This is a genomic window from Xanthocytophaga flava (genome assembly GCF_030068545.1).
Classification (GTDB): domain Bacteria; phylum Bacteroidota; class Bacteroidia; order Cytophagales; family 172606-1; genus Xanthocytophaga; species Xanthocytophaga flava.
This window is the reverse complement of the sequence record NZ_JASJOR010000057.1, coordinates 1-19,213: the sequence shown is the minus strand read 5'-3', so window position 1 is coordinate 19,213 and position 19,213 is coordinate 1. Positions and strand designations below refer to the sequence as shown.

Below are 19,213 nucleotides of genomic sequence, written 5' to 3'. Positions count from 1 at the left end.
ATTCTGAGGATATCAGAGGAATTTTGCTACTATTACCTATTTTTCTTAACCATAGTTGCCTGAATACAAAAAACTAAATGGTAAAAAGGCACTAATTTTCCATATTAACAAGAAACGTCCATTTTTTTCAAACACGTCCATATAGATACATTTTACTATCTCAAATCAGAAACTCGTTTTCAGTTAATTAGCTTACTCTATTAAATAACTAGACTTTCTTTTGTAGTAAGAAAGAATCCTGTTCCAAAACGTTGGGCATCCGTATATTTTTCTCTATTTTGCTTCCTTCCCTACCACAATCAAACCTTATCCAATGTATATGAAGAAGATTTATCTGTTTTGCCTGCTTTTGGGTCCAGTGCTGTCATTTGCACAAAGCAAAAGCATTTATGGTTACACACCACAATCTGCCTCAGCAGAATTAAAATGGGAAGAACAGTTTGACAGTTATCTCAAAGCTTCTAATCTGGATAGCTGGATGAAAAGACTGGCAGGCCGTCCACATCATCTGGGGTCTGCTTACGGAAAAGCCAACGCAGAATTTATGCGTGACCTATTTAAAAGCTGGGGATTTGATGCTGAGATCGAAACTTATCAGGTCTTATTTCCAACGCCTAAGATTCGGGTACTGGAAATGACGTCTCCGCAAAAATTCAAGGCCAAACTATCTGAACCTGCCTTGAAAGAGGATGCTACTTCCGGACAAACCAGTGAGCAGCTACCTGTATATAACTGCTGGTCACCTGATGGTGAAGTAACGGCCGAACTGGTATTTGTGAACTATGGTGTGCCAGATGACTATGAACAACTTGAACGACTGGGAATAGATGTAAAAGGAAAAATTGTTATTGCCAAATATGGAGGCTCCTGGCGTGGTATCAAACCTAAAGTTGCTCAGGAGCATGGAGCTATCGGATGTATCATTTATTCTGACCCAAAAGAAGATGGTTATTTTCAGGGTGATGTATATCCTAAAGGACCATTCCGTAGTGCAGCAGGAGCACAAAGGGGTTCTGTAGAAGATATGCCTATCTATCCGGGAGACCCTCTGACACCTGGCTATGGCGCTACTCCGGATGCCAAACGACTTGATCGCAGCGAAGCAGCCAATCTGCTTAAGATTCCTGTTCTCCCTATTTCCTATGGGGATGCCCAACCCTTGCTGGCAGCATTAACAGGTCCTGTAGCCCCTGAAAAATGGAGAGGCGCATTGCCTATTACCTATCATATAGGTCCAGGTCCTGCCAAAGTACATCTAAAACTTTCGTTCGACTGGAAACTTGTTCCTTGTTACAATGTTATTGCGAAATTGAAAGGCAGCGAATTTCCTGATCAATGGGTGATCAGAGGCAATCACCATGATGCGTGGGTAAATGGAGCAGATGACCCAATCAGTGGCATGGTAGCCGTACTTGAAGAAGCCCGAGCAGTTGGTGAACTGGTAAAGGCTGGCTGGAAGCCCAAAAGAACACTGGTATACTGCGCCTGGGATGGTGAAGAACCTTCACTGATTGGTTCTACTGAATGGGCAGAACACCATGCAGCAGAGCTTCAGCAAAAAGCGGTAGCCTACATCAACTCAGATGGCAATGGCAGAGGTTTTCTGTTTGCTGGTGGATCACATTCACTGGAAACACTTGTCAGTGAAATTGCCCGTGATGTTACAGATCCTCAAACAGGAATCAGTATTCTGGAACGCAGCAAATCACTTCAACTTACTCACGCTGCCACCACAAAAAACAAAAAAGAGCTGTTAGCCAAAAAGAACTTAACCATAGGTGCACTAGGGTCTGGTTCAGACTACACTCCTTTTATTCAACATTTGGGTATTCCGTCACTTAACCTGGGTTTTGGAGGAGAAAGCGAAAGTGGTGACTACCATTCTATCTATGATTCGTATGACATGTACAAACGATTCAAAGATCCCAAATTTGACTATGGCATTACTCTTGTTAAAACGGGGGGCAGGGCCACACTACGACTTGCGAATGCAGACATTCTTCCTTTTGATTTTAAATCGTTCCATAAAACAGTAAATACCTATCTGGGAGAGGTGACTACATTGCTGGAAACGTTGCGGGAGTCAACAGATGTTGAGAATCAACTGATATCAGAGAAACGCTATGTATATGCTGCAGATCCAACAGAAAAATACATTCCTCCCACAGCTAAGTCGGTAGTACCGTATCTGAATTTTGCCAGTCTTCAGAATGCAGTGGCTGGATTGGAAAAAGCAGCTAGTCAGTACAGCGATGTACAAGTAGCCAGTATCAAAGCAGGTACCAACTGGACTCAGCTAAATCCCTCGTTGTATCGCGCAGAACAGAAATTATTATCAGACAAAGGCTTACCTCGCCGTCCCTGGTATAAACATACAATTTATGCTCCTGGTTTCTATACCGGATATGGTGTAAAGACACTACCAGGCGTACGGGAAGCGATTGAACAACGCAACTGGGAAGAAGCACAGGAACAGATTGAAATTGCAGCTAAATCCATTCAAGCTTATACAGAGGCTATCAATGCGGTATCCTCTCAGGTAAATCCTGCTGGTGTGAGTAGTGGCAAGTAATAAAGTAATCATTGTCTTACAAACATAAATCATCACGAATTTTAAGCATATACTTAATAGATCTGGCACCATAAAAAGAACAACGCCTACACTTTTTTCCAAAGCGTAGGCGTTGTTCTTTTGTTACCTATTACCTAGTTGTATCCATCCTTGTTTATAGTCCAGAACCTATCTCTTCTTATCGCCTTGTTACTTTTTTGCTTGCCTTTTCCTACATTGGTTAATAGTCATTTACTTTTCTCTTCCACAGGCTTCTTCATTTTTTGTTTGCCCAAAAAAGGTTTTTATCTTCAATACATCACTCTTCCTACCATGTTACTTTTTTGCTTGTCCAAAAAAGTAACCCAAAAAGGACACTTTCCTCCGATCCTTCCCCCCACAGGCCAAAGGCCAACCTCGCGGAGAAAAAATTCCCTACGCACCTACACCACCATCCACGATTGAAGTTGTCTTGGCTCTCTTTGTCCCAACGCAACGGACGTTGCTCTCAATGTAGGTCCGAACGGACGTTCGAACCAGTGTCTTTCTATTCGAACCAGTGCTCTCTTTTTAAAACCTTCATTTCCAGAAAAGTTATGGGACAGGATAAGGGGCTTTCCTCACGGCAGAAAGAAGGCCAACGCACAGATACAACCTTTCGCGTTTAAAGGGAACACCATTTTATTTGTAGCTTATTTATTTCGTTTTTTCCCGTCGTTGGTGTTATCACCAACGACCTGTTTCCCACCGTTTATGTTGGTGATAAAACGCAACATAAACGGTGGGAGAACATCTTTTGCTCAAAATTTGGGATGACTCATGTTTTGCATTGGAACTATTTTTCTAATTAATTTTGCCAGACATTTAACTCTTTCTCCAGCAAAGCTTCATAACGTGTGGCATCGGGGTGGTTGGCTTCTTTGAAAGCTGCAGCTACCTGATTAAGGATATACAGGCTAGTCCGGATCGCCTGCTGATCTTTGCTCTTTTCTTCCCAGTAGTAAGCCAGATTCTGTTCTGCGTTATGTGTCAGGCGTTTTGCCAGTTGTTCTGCTTTTTGCTTCTCTCCTACCTGAAGTAAAGGAGCCACATACAACGAACAGATCTGGTCATCATGGAAAATCTCATTAGGCATTATTCCCAATGAACGCATCAATACCTCACGGGCTTTTTTGGGTTGGTTTTCAGCCATCAGCTGTTGTGCCAATGTTAGGAAAGCTAATCGACTAGCTACCAGTCTTTCTCCACGACATGTTTCATCATGATATACAGTCGGATCATTTTGTCCACGCCACTGAGACTTATTCATCAGGTTATTGTAGGCAATATCTGAATTCAGGAAGCCGTCTTCTGCCTGAGGCACTTCTACTGGTAACAATCGGCATACTACCCCTTCCAGTTGAGTATGCTTCATCAGGTTGTACTGGTTAGGCAGTTGTGTAGTAGTAAAGTACACAGGGCGTTTCCAGTCATTTTGTGCCAGAATATCCAGGAATACCAGATCATCTTTAAATATATGTTTTTTAGGCAGTTCTATCAGCATCTGATCAGATAGCAGACTTGTCAAAGCAGTTGGGATCTGACCAGATTTTACAATAGCTTCTTTATCCAGTGGCAAATACAATTTAGGAGTAGGAAGTGTATTAATCGTCTCTCCACTATCCAATGTCACTTTCAGAGCTGGATTATCTTCCCGGATAAGACGTATATATTCTTTCAGATTAATGCCATCTTTCACTGTAGGATTTTCATAAAACAAAATCTGATTGTTTACATACGAAACATAGTTCTTCTTTTCCAGAGAAATAGGCATAGCAGGTGTACGCCCCAGGCTTTGTTTGAGATAGTCAATGTACCAGTCAGTTCCCATAAACTGCGAAATCACTACCCGGACATCCGGACGAATACCTTCTACTTCCTGTGCATATAATAATGGGTAGGTATCATTGTCACCAGTTGTGAAGAGAATGGCATTGGGAGCACAGGACTCCAGCATATTCTTAGCCGAATCAAGTGCCATGTAACGGCCTGTCCGATCATGATCATCCCAGTTCTCTTTTACCATCAGAACAGGTACAGCCAGACATAAACTTCCAATCAATACAGGTCTCAAAACTTCCTGCTTTACAATAGACTTTATCCATTCAGACAAGGCCATTACCCCCAGTCCGATCCAGATGGCAAATGCGTAGAACGACCCTACATAGATGTAATCCCGTTCACGGGGTTCTACAGGAGGTGGATTCAGGTAAATAATCAAGGCAATGCCTGTCATAAAAAACAGAAGCCCTGTAAAGGCACCAACCTGACGGTTACGTTGAATGACAAAGAATAGTCCGATTAATCCCAAAAACAGAGGCAGGCCATAAAAACGGTTATGCGCTTTATTTTCGGATAAAACCGGAGGCAAAGTGTCTTTGGAATGGAATGTAGTATGCCAGCCAGCTCCCACCTCATCACTATCACGTCCTACAAAATTCCAGAGAAAATACCGTACATAGAAATAACCAATCTGCTGCTTGAAGAAGTACGAAAACTGATGTGCCAATGTCGGATTCTCACCTTCTCGCAATCCTGTTATATTCCGGTATAACTGAGGATGGCGACGAGTTTCATCATCGCTATACAACCGAGGGAAAAGTGTCATCTTGCGAGGATCGTATTTAGGTACCAGACGCTGGCTATACGATTCATATTTGTGCTCACCCTTTATATAAATAGGACTTCCTTTTTCTATCTCTACCACACCCGCTGTAAAGTTAGGTCCATACAGCAAAGGACGAGCAGCCCCATATTGTTCCATATTCATGTAATACATGAAGCCTGAAAGATCTTTGGGATTGTTCAGATTAAACGTAGGATTAAAATTGGCTCTTACTACGAGCATTACATACGAAGAGTAGCCAATAAGAATAAATGTAAAACCCAGCAAAACAGTATTCAGCACTACTTTCTGCTTTCTTACAGAATACCAGATACCATATAGTAAAACACTGACACACAAAATAGTAAATACAATGGCTCCACTATTAAACGGAAGTCCTAATGTATTCACAAAGAAAATGTCCATTTTCCCTGCTATTCCTGGCAATTCTGTACGCATTACATTCATCACAAACAACAAGGCTATACCCGAAACAATCAGAGTGAGTATCGCGCCTTTCCATGTGGGTGTAAATTTCCGGAAATAGAAAATCAATGCCAGTGCAGGTAAGGTAACTAAATTGAGCAAATGTGTACCAATAGATAAACCAATCACATACGCAATCAGCAACAACCATCGATTGGCGGCAGCGGAATCATCAATCAGTTCCCACTTCAGCATAGCCCATACAACAAAAGCTGTAAACAGAGAAGATAAAGCATATACTTCTGACTCTACTGCCGAAAACCAGAATGAATCAGAAAAAGTATACACCAATGAACCAACCACTCCAGCCATTATCAAACCTATAGTTTGCCCAATACTATATTCTGTCACAGGGGTTGTGATAAGTTTTCGTCCCAGTAAAGTAATAGTCCAGAATAAAAATAAGATCGTAAAGGCACTGCTTAAGGCAGATAACACATTCATCCAGTAAGCTACCTGTGAAGAATCAGAAGCCAGTGCATCTGTAAAAAGATGGGCTACCAGCAGAAAGAAAGGTGCTCCGGGTGGGTGTCCGATCAACAATTTATGGGCAGCAGCGATAAACTCTCCACAATCCCAGAAAGAAACTGTTGGTTCAACTGTACGAACATAGGTTACCGCAGCTATTGCAAAAACAGCCCAGCCAGTCAGGTTGTTAATTTTTCGGAAAGAGTACATAAGTAGATGTATAGATTGGCATGAAAGGTTAAAAGTGAAGAAAGGCTTATATCAGTTTGTAAGTATAGATTTTTAAACGAAAGGATTCTACTTTTCGTAATCAGTTCAACTTACCTTTTTTACCGCTTATCATAATTTGGCGGAGGTTCACCGCTTGGCTACAGAAAAACAACCCATTCTATCCGGATTATCTGTAAATACTGTATCTTTCTGCTGACAAGCAGGCTTTTGACGCCTTACCATACAAATAAGTGATGAAACATTTTAGTATGTACATTTCAGATTGGATTATTCTATCACTTCCCTACCTTTTACATTCATGTATTACTTCAGATATACACTATTGTCAATCCTTATTTTGACAGGGTGTAGTGTTTCCATTGCACAAACAGCCTCATCCAAAGAGATTGTTACCTTAGCGCAGGCGTTTCTGCAATCTTTACAATCAGCACAAACGGAAAAAGCCATCTTTACTTTCCAGGATGAGGAACGATACAACTGGAATTTTGTTCCTACCAAACGCAATGGGCTTCCCATGAAAGAGCTATCTGCCAAACAAAAAGAAGCAGCTCTTTCACTTCTCAAAGCCACACTTAGTGCACAGGGCTATCAAAAAGCGATTGCTATTATGCAGTTAGAAGTTATTCTGAAAGAACTGGAAAACCGGGGTCCTCAGGATGACTACCGTGATCCTGGCAAATATTATATTTCCATTTTTGGGACTCCTGACCTGCAAAACAACTGGGGCTGGCGACTGGAAGGGCATCATCTGGCACTGAACTTTCTATCAGCCAATGGAAAACTGATTTCCTCTACTCCAACTTTTATGGGTTCTAATCCTGGCATTGTGCCTGGTGGTGCTGAAAAAGGCAAACAAATTCTGAAAGAAGAGGTACAACTAGCTTTTGGATTATTACATTCACTATCTGAATCTCAGAAGAAGGAAGCCATCTTTTCAGAAACAGCTTTACCAGAAATTGTTACAGGCAATAGTCGCAAAGCTATACTCAATGAAACCAAAGGAATTTTATTCAAAGAACTGACAAAGCCTCAGCAACAACAGTTCATGCAACTGGTTGGGGTCTATGTTCGTAAATACCACATAGGCTTTGCGGATGAACTAATGCAAAAAATTGAAGCTGCCGGATTAGACAATCTTCGTTTCGCCTGGGCAGGAAGCCAGCAGTGGGGTGCAGGACATTATTATCGTATTCAAGGTCCTACCCTTCTTATTGAGTATGACAACACACAAAATAATGGAAATCATATCCATACCTCAGTGCGTGATCTTACGAACGATTTTGGAGAAGACTTTTTGAAGGAGCATTACCAGAAAGAACATACTCCAAAATAAGGCAACTTGCTGCCTTCTCTGATACAATGGCATTTCTGACTATATTTGGCCGTTCACCTATTTTCTATTGAAGTGATAGTACAGAAAGGCTTTATCTATCCGGTTATTCTATTTATCACAGCAGCGACATTTGTATTCTATTATTTCCATCAGCCAGTAGCTTCCTATCCCAAAGCACCTTTGATGGATGGTAATCAGTATCTAAAGATCTATGATTATCTGGCAGGGAAGTCGCAACATTATGAGGTTGCCTTCCCTTTTCACTCAAGAATAGCAATTCCCTGGCTGGCCTCTGTATTGCCTGTAGCTACACCAGTCACAGCTTTTCAGATTGTTAATCTGATTTTTTCTCTGTTATCTGTCTGTATACTAATCTATTATTGGCAAAAAATTACGATCCACCCTTATCTGATGGGATGGGGCATTTTTTGGCTGTTGTTTCACTGGACGGGCTTAATTCGTCTGAATGCGTATGACCCTATTACAGTGGATGTACCTCTCTACTTTTTCCAGACTCTATTCCTGTTATTACTTTATAATCGTAACTGGATGCATCTCTGGTGGCTGGCTCCGCTGGCTACTATCCAGAAAGAGTCGTTTCCTGCCTTGCTTATTGTTTTGGGTATGTATGGACTATTGTACAATAGGTCTACTCATTCCAAAACTTTCCCCATACCCATTATAGCAGGAAGCCTTGTTATCAGCCTTATCCTTAAATACGTTATAGGACAAGTATTTCCTCCCAGTACACAAGGAAACTCAGTCATTACAATACTGTACTTTATTAAACAAAGCCTGATTGATCCATTCAGAATTATTCGGTGGCTTACAGGTGTTTGGATAGCTTTTGGTGGCATTCTGTGGGTAGCACTATGGAAATGGGGAAAAGATGGCAACTGGTATTCTATACAGCAAGCTATACAACAAAGAAAGTATTCCCTTCCCTTGTTCACAGATATCCATACCGATCTGCTATTCCTGTTTTCGGTCACTTACCTGGGACTTAGCTTACTGGCTGGAGGAGATTTTACCCGTATTGTTTTTCTGGGCTTTCCATTTATAATGACCTATCTGTTCATTCTACTTAAGAATACAAACCTAAAAATTTTAGTTGTTATCCTGTTACTATCCTTGCCACTCATGCACCTACACTTGTTTATTCCGGATCAGGGTTTAGACTGGGAGCAGTTTGCAGAATGGTATCCAGAGTTTGCACCATCATCTACTGTCTGGTTTATGTTTGGGTATGGCATGCTGATTGCGTTGAGTAGCTGGATTCTACGAAAATTTCACGTATTTCAACAGAAATAATATGTAACATTGCACTTTCAAGTCATGTTGCTATAGCAAGCACTATTGTTTCAATTGTTAAATTCCTATTTATGAAACTTATTCGTTTCGGAGAGATTGGTCAGGAAAAACCTGGCTTACTGCTACCAGACGGCACCTCTATTGATGCATCTGGATTCGGTGAGGATTATACCGAACAATTTTTTGCCACTGATGGATTAACCAGACTAAAAGCCTGGGCATCATCCAATGCAGCAACAGCTCCAAAGATCCCGGCAGGTGTACGCCTGGGTTCAGCAATAGCCCGTCCAAGCAAAATTGTGTGTGTAGGATTAAACTACATTGACCATGCAAAAGAGACAGGAGCAAAAATTCCGGAAGAACCTATTCTGTTTTATAAATCGACCACAGCTCTGTGTGGCCCCAATGATGATCTGATAATTCCTAAAAACAGCGTAAAGACTGACTGGGAAGTAGAACTGGGAGTTGTGATTGGAAAAAAGGCCAGCTATGTAGAAGAAGCCAATGCACTTGATTATGTAGCAGGATATGTACTTCACAATGATTATAGTGAAAGAGAATTTCAGATCGAACGGGGTGGTCAGTGGATGAAAGGAAAAGGATGTGATACATTTGCTCCCCTAGGGCCATTCCTGGCTACAAAAGAGGAAATCTCAGATGTTCATAACTTACGTTTATGGCTTACAGTCAACGGAAAAACATTTCAGGATGGCAATACTTCCAACCTTATTTTCAAAATTCCGTTTTTAGTAAGCTATATCAGCCAGTTTATGACTCTTCTTCCGGGAGATGTCATCTCTACGGGTACTCCTGCCGGAGTTGGATTGGGCTTTAACCCTCCTATTTATCTGAAACCTGGGGATGTAGTTGAACTAGGTATTGATGGATTGGGATCATCCAAACAAACAGCAAAAGCTTTTGTCTGATAGATTGTCTACTTTATTTTTAAAAAGCTCAACGAATATATTTTAGAGAGAAACCTCAAGTAGGTTATGGGCTTCAACATAAGCCTTTATAGTCTTTCGATCCCCATGTTAGTGTTATCACCAACATGCATGATGGGAAAGTTGTCGTTGGTGAGAACACCAACGACGGGAAGAATAACACCAAAGACAGGAAGAGCCTTTATAAAATAATTTTAGACAACCTTGTATACAGACTTTTATTAATACAGAACGAATATAGTTTTACAGGCGTGAAATAATTTTGTATTATTTTTCGCCTGTTTTCCGTTAAATCCATTCCATACAGATAAGAAGATTATAATTCCTAGTCAAAAACAATATCTTTGTAATCGTAAAATATCCGTATTATCAGATATACCTTTCATGGCAGACACAAAATTTATTATCAAAACCAACAACAAACGCGATCTTTGGATACAGATAGGAATAGTAGTGTTGTTGTCACTGATCATTTTACTGATTTTCTTTTTTATATATCTCCCCTGGACTACCAATCACGGTGAAAGCATCACAGTTCCTGATCTGAGAGGAATGAAACTGGAAGAACTGGAAGAATTTCTGGATGATAAAGATTTACGGTACGAAGTACAAGATTCTACTTTTGATCTGAATATGCCTCCTTTATCTATAAAAGAGCAATATCCGAAAGCCAACTCCAAGGTAAAGGCAGGTCGTAAAATCTATCTGACAGTTGTTGCTAAAAATCCCCGGATGGTAACAATGCCCAATCTGAAAGATATGTCGCTCAAAAGTGCAGAGATGACATTAAAAAATTATAAGCTGATTATGGGTTCTATTACACTAAAACCGTATCTGGGTTCTGTAGTACTGGAACAAGCTATAGCTGCTGGCCAGAAAGTACCTGAAGGGACTCACATCAACTTAGTAGCAGGAGATGGGGCTAATAATAAAGAATTTACAACACCTGATTTGATTGGAAAAACGGAAGAGGAAGCAAAATTTGAGATTGCCGCTTCCGGTTTAATATTAGGAAGTACCCTTCCTGCTCCTGGTACACCAGGCACAATTACCAAACAAATGCCAGCTCCTGGTACACCTATTCGTACAGGAGATATTATAGATATCTGGATTACTTCAGATGCACCACCAGCAACTCCGGATCAACAACAGGAACCTTAATTTATAACACATATTTCATTCCCATTGAGCTTACTTCAAGATATTATCTCCAGGTTTTCCAAAGGTAGTTCATCTCCGAAACCATCGGGCTCACGAACTACTGCATCAGCCATAAAACCAGCTCGTTCTGTATCAGCCAAAGAGCTGGCAATACATTTGGGTATCATGGCAGTATTGGTAATTGTATTTGTATTGGGATTTTTCTTTCTGTATCTGCCTTCCAGTACCAATCATAATGATATAGTAGAAGTTCCCAAGATTACAGGAATGAAGCTGGACCAGATTGTGGATATTCTGGAAGAACATGATCTTCGCTATGAAGTACAGGATTCAGATTATGTATCCAAGCTTCCTCCACTTACAGTCATAACCCAGTATCCGGCAGCAGGTTCTCAGGTAAAAGAAGACCGCAAGATATTTATAACTGTTGTAGCCCAGAACCCTCCAACGGTCGAGATGCCAGATCTGAAAGATTTTTCATTACGTAGTGCGCAGGAAACACTGGAAAACTTTGAGTTAAGCTTAGGTAAAGTTATCTATCAGCCAGATTCGCTTCATCCTAATTCGGTACTGGGTCAGCAGATCAACGGAAAGGCTGTCGAACCAGGAACTCGCATTGCCAAACATACGCAGGTTGATATCGTATTGGGTAGTCTTGGTGATAACAAACCGTTTGCCGTACCTAACCTTATTGGACGTACTATGGGCGAGGCAGAATCTATTCTGATGGGACTTGGACTGGTAAAAGGAACGATTACACCTGATACACTTGGGGCCAATGCAACAATTAACAAACAGGTACCAGGTTATGTCAAAGGAAGTACTATCCGTAAAGGTGAACGTATTAACTTATGGCTTAGCCCACCGAAACCACGTCCTGTAAAAGTAGCGCCTGCACCTGTAGACTCGATACCAGCACCCGCTGATTCCGTACAATAATCATAGAATCAAAACCATTAGGATACTGAAAAACACCCTCTGGACGTTTTTATAAGAAACGTCCAGAAACTATTTTTCGCATGAAACATTATTTTTACTCTATTTTTTGGGTTGCGGTTGCGTTTTTCTTTGTCATTATCTGCCAGGCTCAGCTTCGTGTAGCCCCATTGACACAAACCCCACCCAACCCGATTACGAAGAAGGCTCAGGCGCGTACTCAAGCCTTAAGTTTACCTTTCTTTGAAGACTTTTCGACCTACTTTGGCCAGCCGGACCCCGCTAAATGGGAGAATCATGGTGTTGTTATCAACAATACCTATGCGGATGACCAACCATCCAAAGGCATGGCTACATTTGATGGATTACAGTTTAATGGCAAGCCTTATACTACTCCTACCTCCGCCAACCAGTCACTTACAGATACCACAGATATTCTTACCTCCCAGCCTATTGATCTAACTGGTCATACAGCATCTACTAAAGTCAACCTCAGTTTCTGGTGGTCCGGACAAAGTTTAGGAGAATCCCCAGATCCGGGAGACTCACTGGTACTTCAGTTTAAAGATAACACAGGTGCCTGGATCAGTCAATGGGCAGATAAATCTGCTACTAAACAAGGGTTTAGGGATACTTTACTAAACATTACCAACACTCGTTTCCTTCATAGCGATTTTCAGTTTCGCTTTATAGCCTATGGCCGCCCTACTGGTATGTATGATGTTTGGAATCTGGATTATATTATCCTGGATGCAAACCAAACCTACGATCCCCTCTCTGTAAAAGATATGGCAATTACTCTGCAGCCCAGATCCCTGCTAAAACGTTATTCAGCTATGCCATTGAATCAGTTTCAAATCAGTGAACTGACATCGGCAGATACAACCTATGTATTTAATAATCAACGAAATGCTTCAAGTCAATTTGATTTTACCTATACAATTGTTAATACTCAAAACAATGCTCAATTGTATTCTGAGAGTGGCTCTAATATTCTAGTCCCAGCAAGAACCAGAAATGTTATACCTACTACAATTACGGCCACTCAATCCATTAATGGAAGTGCGCCATTAATTTTACAATCAAAATTTAATATAAGAGCCACTGATACGACACAAAACATTGTCCCAAATGTACGCGCTAGCATCAATGATACAATAAGTAGAATTACCGTTTTATCAGACTACTATGCCTATGATGATGGAACAGCAGAATACGGTATTGGCGTACGTCAGCAACAGGGCAGTGTAGCCGTACGTTACATCTTGAATAAACCTGATACCATTACAGCTATCAGAATTCATTTTGCCCGAGTAGGAGAAACAGATCTAACGGGACAAACCTTCGGGCTCTCTATCTGGAAAAAGCTGGATGGTCAAACAAGTTCCATACTCTATCAGAAATCCTTTGCCATACAATATCCGGATACCCTCAATAAGTTTTATACGTATACACTGACTCATCCGGATGATGATAGCGTATTGTATCCTGTCGGTGTATCAGACACTATTTATATAGGCTGGATTCAGGCTACGGCTGACCTGATGGCTGTAGGGTATGACAGAAACACAGACTCACATACCGAACAGTTTTATAACATAGCAGGAGGAGCTAACTGGCAAAATAATACAGAGCCAGAGACTGGCAGTATTATGCTTCGGCCTGTTGTAGGCAAAGGTACAGTAACAGGTACTGAACCCCCTCTACCTCCCTACGTACGAAACTTCAAGGTATATCCTAATCCATCCAGCGATAAGCTTTACTGGAATGAAAATGGGGTAACACAGATAAAGGTACAGGATATGCTGGGCCGGATATTAAAACAAACTACCAGAAGTCTGAGTGCCAGCAATGAGTTAAGCATTACAGATCTTCCCAATGGCATGTACATTCTAACGTTTCAGATTAACTCTTATCAGATACAACGGAAAATTATTATAGCACATTAAATTATAAATCATCCCGAATCTTGGATTTGATTAAAACCCAAGCCCATGCTTTTGAAAGTGTGGACTTGGGTTAATTTTTGAGAATTACTCTCTCATCATTTGTCTATTGTCCCTTACATTGCTCTTCCACTAGCTTCTTCCTTTTTACGATCTTTCCCCCCGAAAGGCCCATGGCTAACCCCTATCATGTTCCATAAGTTTTTCAATTCTGAAAGTTTTAGAGAAAATTCTCGTTTTGAGCCCTCTCGCCTTTTTTGCCCTCCTAAAAGGAACATCTATACTCTGTCCTCCTGAAAGGACCTTGTGGCAAGACCGGCAACCTTTGGATTCTGAAAAACTCTTTTCTCTCAGAAGGTAAACGCAACTCTATTTGTCAAGAGATCCTTGCAGGAGGACAGGAAGAGTGTTTTTTCTCTATTTACAGGTCTCTTCTTCAGAAAAGATATGGGACAAGATAGGGGCCAACCTCACGGAGAAAAGATTCCATACATACATACATACATACATACATACATACATACATACATACATACATACATACATACATACATACATACACCACCATCCACAATTGAAGTGATCTTAACTCTCTTTGTAGCATTTTTTATTACTTTCTCAATGATATCCTTCCTCCAAAATTTAGGATGACTGATATTTTACTTCCCGAATATAAAAGGAGCAGGAATAAAGCAGATTACAAAGATTCCCATGGTAAGCCATCCCAGCACCTGGCGCCCCAAGCTCAACGGCTCTTCCTGTAAGGCAGGTGGATGGTACACACCTAGTACCCGCCCTAATATAAAGCCAAATACAAACCATCCAGGGTAGCCTGTTAGTCCTGTATAGTAGTTTACCAGCCATTGGGCTGTAAGTACACCAATACTAAGCAATACAGTGTCTTCAAACCGACCTTCGTTCATCCGTTCAAATACCTGATATAGGAAAAACAGGTACAAAGGAATCCCCCACCATGGCGACATTTCTTCTCCCAGAAAATTAACCGTCCCTGTATGATCTATCACTCCTAGTCCACCATAAAAAATATAAATGGTAAACAAAATAGGCGACACTTTCCGATGATTCTTATACCCAATGAGTCCATATAAAATATGTCCACCATCCAGTTGTCCTATAGGAATCAGATTGAGTGCAGTAAAGAATAACGCCAGGTACCCGGCAAAGAGGAATGGATAATGAAAAAGTTCGTATTCATTAGGAACAAGATTGGGATCTTCTGCAACATAGTTTTTAAAGAAACGCATCAGGAGATTATCACCTAATGAGATATTGGATGCCAGCCACTCCTTATAAGTCTCAGGTCTTGCAACAAAAGTAATTTTCTTTCCGGCAGAATCCACTTTAGGAATAACACCCTCTTGCTGGCTTTTTATAAACGCTAAAGAATCCTCTTCCTGAAGAAAATGTTCTGTGTATACATATTTTTCATACGTCAATCCATAGCGTTTGTATTCAGGGTGGATACGAAAGATATCATCTTTGGCAGGCAGATTCGCAAAACCATACCAAAGTACTCCTACTGCCACTACAAATCCAGCCAACGGTCCTGCAATCCCTATATCAAAAAACTGCTGACGTGTTCGTGGAATCTCCCTGATTCGAATAAAGGCTCCCATTGTACCAATACTCATACTAGGAAGATACATAGGAATGTAATAGGGTAATGATGCACTGATCTTGTAATAACGGGAAGTCAGATAGTGTCCAAATTCGTGTACAGTCAGAATTCCCAGAAAAGGGATTGAATACTGTAACCCTTGCCACACCTCACTCCATGGCAGATTATACAAAATTGATTTGGCAGTCATCCATTCGGCTCCTGCCAAAGTTGTTGTAAATACTGTTACTACAAATAGAAATATATGAAGCAGATAGTTATCCTTAGGAGGTTGATTGATCATTGGAAAGAGAGAAAAATGTCAAATAGTACCTTGAAAATAGTCATTGATTGTAAACTGGCCTGGAATAATCTGAACAGTTTGTATTCCTGTTTCAGCCGCCGCCTGCAAGTTAGCAGGTAAATCATCAAAAAATATACAATCCTGTGCATTCAATCCGGCATCCGCTAATACATAAGTATAAATTTCCTGGCCAGGTTTACGTTTTCCTATCTGATGAGAATAATATACTTTATCAAAAAGATCTTCCATCCCATTTAATTCATATTGTTCCAATAGCAACTGGTTTATGGCTTTTACATGAATTGCATTGGTATTGCTCAACAAATATAATTTATGCGTTTTGCGTAGTTCTTTAAGCAGTTCTATACGTTTTGCAGGTATCTCTAATAATAAAGCATTCCATGCCCGATCAATCTCAACATCATCAATTGTAAGTTGTAGTAAAGTACATATGTTACTGCGAAAATCCGCATCTGAACAATGCCCGGTTTCGTGAGCCAGAAAAAAATCTGAACTCCAAAAGCGATTCTTTAATTCCTCTTCATTGTAATTTGCCAATCTGGCCAAAGCCTTTATAGCCAGTTGTAAATTAATATCAATAATCACTCCTCCCATGTCAAAGATTAGATTCGGCGCACTATTTCGATTCATTTTTTCTTTTTTTTTAAAGTTATTTGCATTTTAAATACAAATATGTAGATTTGCACCCCGAAACCAAAATAAAATATCTTTTCGGTTTCGTCCGGGCTTGTAGCTCAGTTGGTTAGAGCACCTGACTCATAATCAGGTGGTCCCTGGTTCGAGCCCAGGCTGGCCCACTTAAGAATCAAAGGGTTACGATTTGAAAAAGTCGTAGCCCTTTTTTATTTGCATACAATTTGCACAATATCTTATGTCCTTTCCTCTATTAGATTTTGGTTATCTTCCACACATGATTTATGTCATTGTATAAAAAGCGGGTTGTTTATTTATTTACATTCAATTGGCAAACATTCCTTTTATTTGTATTATTTTTGTCCTATTATCCTTTTACACTTAGTCTGAAGCTAAGCCGTATACATCATGAAAAAATACAGTATTCTTCTTTATTATTGCTACACTTCCATTGAAGATGTAGAAAAGTTTCGTGAGGAACATCATTTACTCTGTCTTGAATTAAATCTCTTAGGACGCATTATTATTGCCCATGAAGGCCTGAATGGCACTGTCTCAGGTCTTGTAGAAGATTGTAAAAAATACATGGAGATTGTAAAGTCAGACCCACGTTTTGCAGATATAGACTTCAAAGTCGATTATTCTGACACGCAAGGATTTACCAAGCTTCATGTACGCAGCAAATCAGAAATTGTCCATTCTGATCTGCATCACATTAATCCTCGTGAACGGACAGGTATTCATTTAGACCCTGAGGAATTTAGAAAGCTGAAAAATGATTCGGATGTAGTTCTTCTCGATGTGCGTTCAAACTATGAGCACAAATTGGGTAAATTTAAAAATGCTGTCACACTGGATATCGAAAACTTTCGGGATTTCCCTGATAAGATTAATGAGATTAAACAATACAAGGACAAGAAAATAGTAACGTATTGTACGGGTGGTATTAAATGTGAGAAAGCAAGTGCGTATTTGCTGGAACAAGGATTTGAGAACGTATACCAATTGCATGGAGGGATCATTAAATATGGTCTGGAAGCAGGTGGAGAAGACTTTGAAGGCAAATGTTATGTATTTGATAACCGAATTGCCGTAGACGTCAATACAGTCAATCCTGTAGTTATCTCAAACTGTTTTGTTTGTGGGACTCATTCTGACCGTATGGTAAACTGTGCGAACCCTGAATGTAATAATCACGTGCCTATCTGTGAAAAATGTGGATGGGAGATGGAAGGGGCTTGTTCTGCAGAATGTAAGACACATCCTGAACTTCGCCCATATGATGGAACAGGATATTACCAGAAACAGACAAATGGTTACAATCCATACAAAGGATTACAAAGAGCCAAAGTATCAAAATAAGTAGCCCCAGCTAGTATCATTTTTTAAAGATCAATCGAAACAACCTCGGTTGATCTTTTGTTTTACTTAACCATACTATACATCCTTATGAAATCTCTTGCCGAATCTGAATTGGTTCTTAATCCTGATGGAAGTGTTTACCACCTGAATCTCTCTCCTGAAGATATCTCTGATCTTATTATCGTGGTAGGAGATCCGGGTAGAGTCCATAAGGTTACTCAATACTTCGATTCGGTAGACTTTGAGATGAATAAGCGTGAGTTTATTACTCAGACTGGAATCTGTAATAACAGAAGAGTTACAGTAATCTCTACAGGCATAGGCACTGACAATGTAGAGATTGTTATGAATGAGTTGGATGCATTGGTTAATATAGATTTGAAAACCCGTCAGATCAAAGATAAACAACGGAGATTGAAGATTATACGCATTGGTACGTCTGGTAGTATACAAGCAGATATACCTGTAGGAAGTTTGGTAGCCTCTGTCAATGCAATAGGGTTAGATTCCTTGATGTATTTTTACCAGTTTCCTCAAACGCCAGAAGAACAAGCTATAAATAAGCTATTACAACAAAAGCTACAATTGGGATTTGAGCCTTATTGTGCCAGTGGCTCTCAGGAATTACTGCAACAATTTGCACATGATATGATTGAAGGCAACACAGTAACAGCACCAGGATTCTATGCGCCACAAGGCCGACAACTTCGTATTCCTAGTACAAACCCAAAGTTTCTTCAGGAATTAAATTATTTCCACCATAACAATTTCTGGTTAACTAATATGGAAATGGAAACTTCTGGCTACTATGCATTTGGAAGAATGTTGGGCCATGAGGTGTTATCCTTAAATGCAATTTTGGCTAATCGGATTAATAATCAGTTTGCCAAGAATCCAGAGAAAATAATAGATGACCTTATTCAGAAAGTAATATCTCGATTATAGAAAAAAGAAAATAATAGATATAAGCGATTCTTTAAAAGGGATCGCTTTTTTATTGCCTTTTAGTAAAGTCAAGCCTCCATCAATTGGCACCGGATTGTAAAAGAGTTGGGATTAGAGAGAAATATTGGAGAGGTAGATAAACAAAAAGTAGCTAAACAAAAAAAGCCACTCGTTAAGAGTGGCTTAATAATAATAAAGTGGCGGCAACCTACTTTCCCACCGGTGAAGGCAGTATCATGGGCGTGAAAGGGCTTAACTTCTCTGTTCGGAATGGGAAGAGGTGATCACCTTCACTATAACCACCAACAATGTTGGTGTC

Annotated in this window: 13 protein-coding genes, 1 tRNA gene and 1 rRNA gene; 10 read left to right on the top strand and 5 right to left on the bottom strand. The window is 40.2% G+C overall.

Going from position 1 to position 19,213, the window contains the following annotated elements; genetic code table 11:
- Window positions 1-319 precede the first annotated feature (319 nt).
- Window positions 320-2,572, top strand: a complete 2,253-nt coding sequence (locus QNI15_RS37860; protein ID WP_313994234.1) for a M28 family metallopeptidase — start codon at window positions 320-322, stop codon at window positions 2,570-2,572.
- An 826-nt stretch (window positions 2,573-3,398) separates the two neighbouring features.
- On the opposite strand, the gene QNI15_RS37855 is transcribed toward QNI15_RS37860, so the two are convergent.
- On the bottom strand, window positions 3,399-6,359 hold the full coding sequence (locus QNI15_RS37855; protein WP_313994237.1) for a glycosyltransferase family 117 protein: 2,961 nt from the start codon (window positions 6,357-6,359) through the stop codon (window positions 3,399-3,401).
- Between the two features lie 319 nt (window positions 6,360-6,678).
- Between QNI15_RS37855 and QNI15_RS37850 the strand changes: the two genes are divergently transcribed.
- From QNI15_RS37850 to QNI15_RS37835, 4 genes are all read left to right on the top strand, one after another.
- Entirely contained in the window at window positions 6,679-7,713 is a 1,035-nt protein-coding gene (locus QNI15_RS37850) for a DUF3500 domain-containing protein (RefSeq protein WP_314037287.1), read from the top strand.
- Window positions 7,714-7,785: 72 nt separating this feature from the next.
- Window positions 7,786-9,024 (top strand): hypothetical protein, encoded by a 1,239-nt coding sequence (locus tag QNI15_RS37845; protein ID WP_314037285.1) that lies wholly within the window; start codon window positions 7,786-7,788, stop codon window positions 9,022-9,024.
- A gap of 71 nt (window positions 9,025-9,095) precedes the next feature.
- Window positions 9,096-9,950, top strand: coding sequence for a fumarylacetoacetate hydrolase family protein (locus QNI15_RS37840; RefSeq protein ID WP_314037283.1), 855 nt, complete (start codon window positions 9,096-9,098; stop codon window positions 9,948-9,950).
- A 402-nt stretch (window positions 9,951-10,352) separates the two neighbouring features.
- Entirely contained in the window at window positions 10,353-11,129 is a 777-nt protein-coding gene (locus tag QNI15_RS37835) for a PASTA domain-containing protein (protein ID WP_314037281.1), read from the top strand.
- 35 nt (window positions 11,130-11,164) lie between these two features.
- Here QNI15_RS37835 and QNI15_RS37830 read toward each other — a convergent pair whose 3' ends face one another.
- Complete coding sequence (locus tag QNI15_RS37830; RefSeq protein ID WP_314037279.1) at window positions 11,165-11,296, bottom strand: hypothetical protein; 132 nt, start codon at window positions 11,294-11,296, stop codon at window positions 11,165-11,167.
- On the opposite strand from QNI15_RS37830, the gene QNI15_RS37825 reads away from it, so the two are divergent.
- Both QNI15_RS37825 and QNI15_RS37820 read left to right on the top strand, forming a co-directional pair.
- Entirely contained in the window at window positions 11,295-12,068 is a 774-nt protein-coding gene (locus QNI15_RS37825; protein ID WP_314037276.1) for a PASTA domain-containing protein, read from the top strand. The two genes, QNI15_RS37830 and QNI15_RS37825, sit on opposite strands and share 2 nt — an antisense overlap.
- 80 nt (window positions 12,069-12,148) lie before the next feature.
- Entirely contained in the window at window positions 12,149-14,014 is a 1,866-nt protein-coding gene (locus tag QNI15_RS37820; RefSeq protein WP_314037274.1) for a T9SS type A sorting domain-containing protein, read from the top strand.
- A 656-nt stretch (window positions 14,015-14,670) separates the two neighbouring features.
- Here QNI15_RS37820 and QNI15_RS37815 read toward each other — a convergent pair.
- The gene (locus tag QNI15_RS37815) at window positions 14,671-15,933 is read right to left on the bottom strand and encodes a site-2 protease family protein (RefSeq protein ID WP_314037272.1); all 1,263 of its coding nucleotides are present in this window, start codon (window positions 15,931-15,933) and stop codon (window positions 14,671-14,673) included.
- Window positions 15,934-15,951: 18 nt separating this feature from the next.
- Entirely contained in the window at window positions 15,952-16,584 is a 633-nt protein-coding gene (locus QNI15_RS37810) for an HAD family hydrolase (protein WP_314037270.1), read from the bottom strand.
- A gap of 93 nt (window positions 16,585-16,677) precedes the next feature.
- Between QNI15_RS37810 and QNI15_RS37805 the strand changes: the two genes are divergently transcribed.
- The 3 genes from QNI15_RS37805 (at window position 16,678) to QNI15_RS37795 (ending at window position 18,894) form a co-directional block, all read left to right on the top strand.
- A tRNA-Ile gene (locus QNI15_RS37805) sits at window positions 16,678-16,751 on the top strand.
- 244 nt (window positions 16,752-16,995) lie between these two features.
- Complete coding sequence (trhO, locus tag QNI15_RS37800; protein WP_314037268.1) at window positions 16,996-17,949, top strand: oxygen-dependent tRNA uridine(34) hydroxylase TrhO; 954 nt, start codon at window positions 16,996-16,998, stop codon at window positions 17,947-17,949.
- An 87-nt stretch (window positions 17,950-18,036) separates the two neighbouring features.
- Window positions 18,037-18,894, top strand: coding sequence for a nucleoside phosphorylase (locus QNI15_RS37795; protein ID WP_313994270.1), 858 nt, complete (start codon window positions 18,037-18,039; stop codon window positions 18,892-18,894).
- 195 nt (window positions 18,895-19,089) lie between these two features.
- On the opposite strand, the gene rrf is transcribed toward QNI15_RS37795, so the two are convergent.
- Window positions 19,090-19,201 (bottom strand): 5S ribosomal RNA (gene rrf / locus QNI15_RS37790).
- Window positions 19,202-19,213: the final 12 nt, after the last annotated feature.

Excerpts from the sequence above, each read along its gene's own strand:
- QNI15_RS37860 (WP_313994234.1), top strand. The coding sequence starts at position 320 with ATGAAGAAGATTTATCTGTTTTGCCTGCTTTTGGGTCCAGTGCTGTCA.
- QNI15_RS37855 (WP_313994237.1), bottom strand. The coding sequence starts at position 6,359 with ATGTACTCTTTCCGAAAAATTAACAACCTGACTGGCTGGGCTGTTTTT.
- QNI15_RS37850 (WP_314037287.1), top strand. The coding sequence starts at position 6,679 with ATGTATTACTTCAGATATACACTATTGTCAATCCTTATTTTGACAGGG.
- QNI15_RS37840 (WP_314037283.1), top strand. The coding sequence starts at position 9,096 with ATGAAACTTATTCGTTTCGGAGAGATTGGTCAGGAAAAACCTGGCTTA.
- QNI15_RS37835 (WP_314037281.1), top strand. The coding sequence starts at position 10,353 with ATGGCAGACACAAAATTTATTATCAAAACCAACAACAAACGCGATCTT.
- QNI15_RS37825 (WP_314037276.1), top strand. The coding sequence starts at position 11,295 with ATGGCAGTATTGGTAATTGTATTTGTATTGGGATTTTTCTTTCTGTAT.
- QNI15_RS37830 (WP_314037279.1), bottom strand. The coding sequence starts at position 11,296 with ATGATACCCAAATGTATTGCCAGCTCTTTGGCTGATACAGAACGAGCT.
- QNI15_RS37820 (WP_314037274.1), top strand. The coding sequence starts at position 12,149 with ATGAAACATTATTTTTACTCTATTTTTTGGGTTGCGGTTGCGTTTTTC.
- QNI15_RS37815 (WP_314037272.1), bottom strand. The coding sequence starts at position 15,933 with ATGATCAATCAACCTCCTAAGGATAACTATCTGCTTCATATATTTCTA.
- QNI15_RS37810 (WP_314037270.1), bottom strand. The coding sequence starts at position 16,584 with ATGAATCGAAATAGTGCGCCGAATCTAATCTTTGACATGGGAGGAGTG.
- trhO (WP_314037268.1), top strand. The coding sequence starts at position 16,996 with ATGAAAAAATACAGTATTCTTCTTTATTATTGCTACACTTCCATTGAA.
- QNI15_RS37795 (WP_313994270.1), top strand. The coding sequence starts at position 18,037 with ATGAAATCTCTTGCCGAATCTGAATTGGTTCTTAATCCTGATGGAAGT.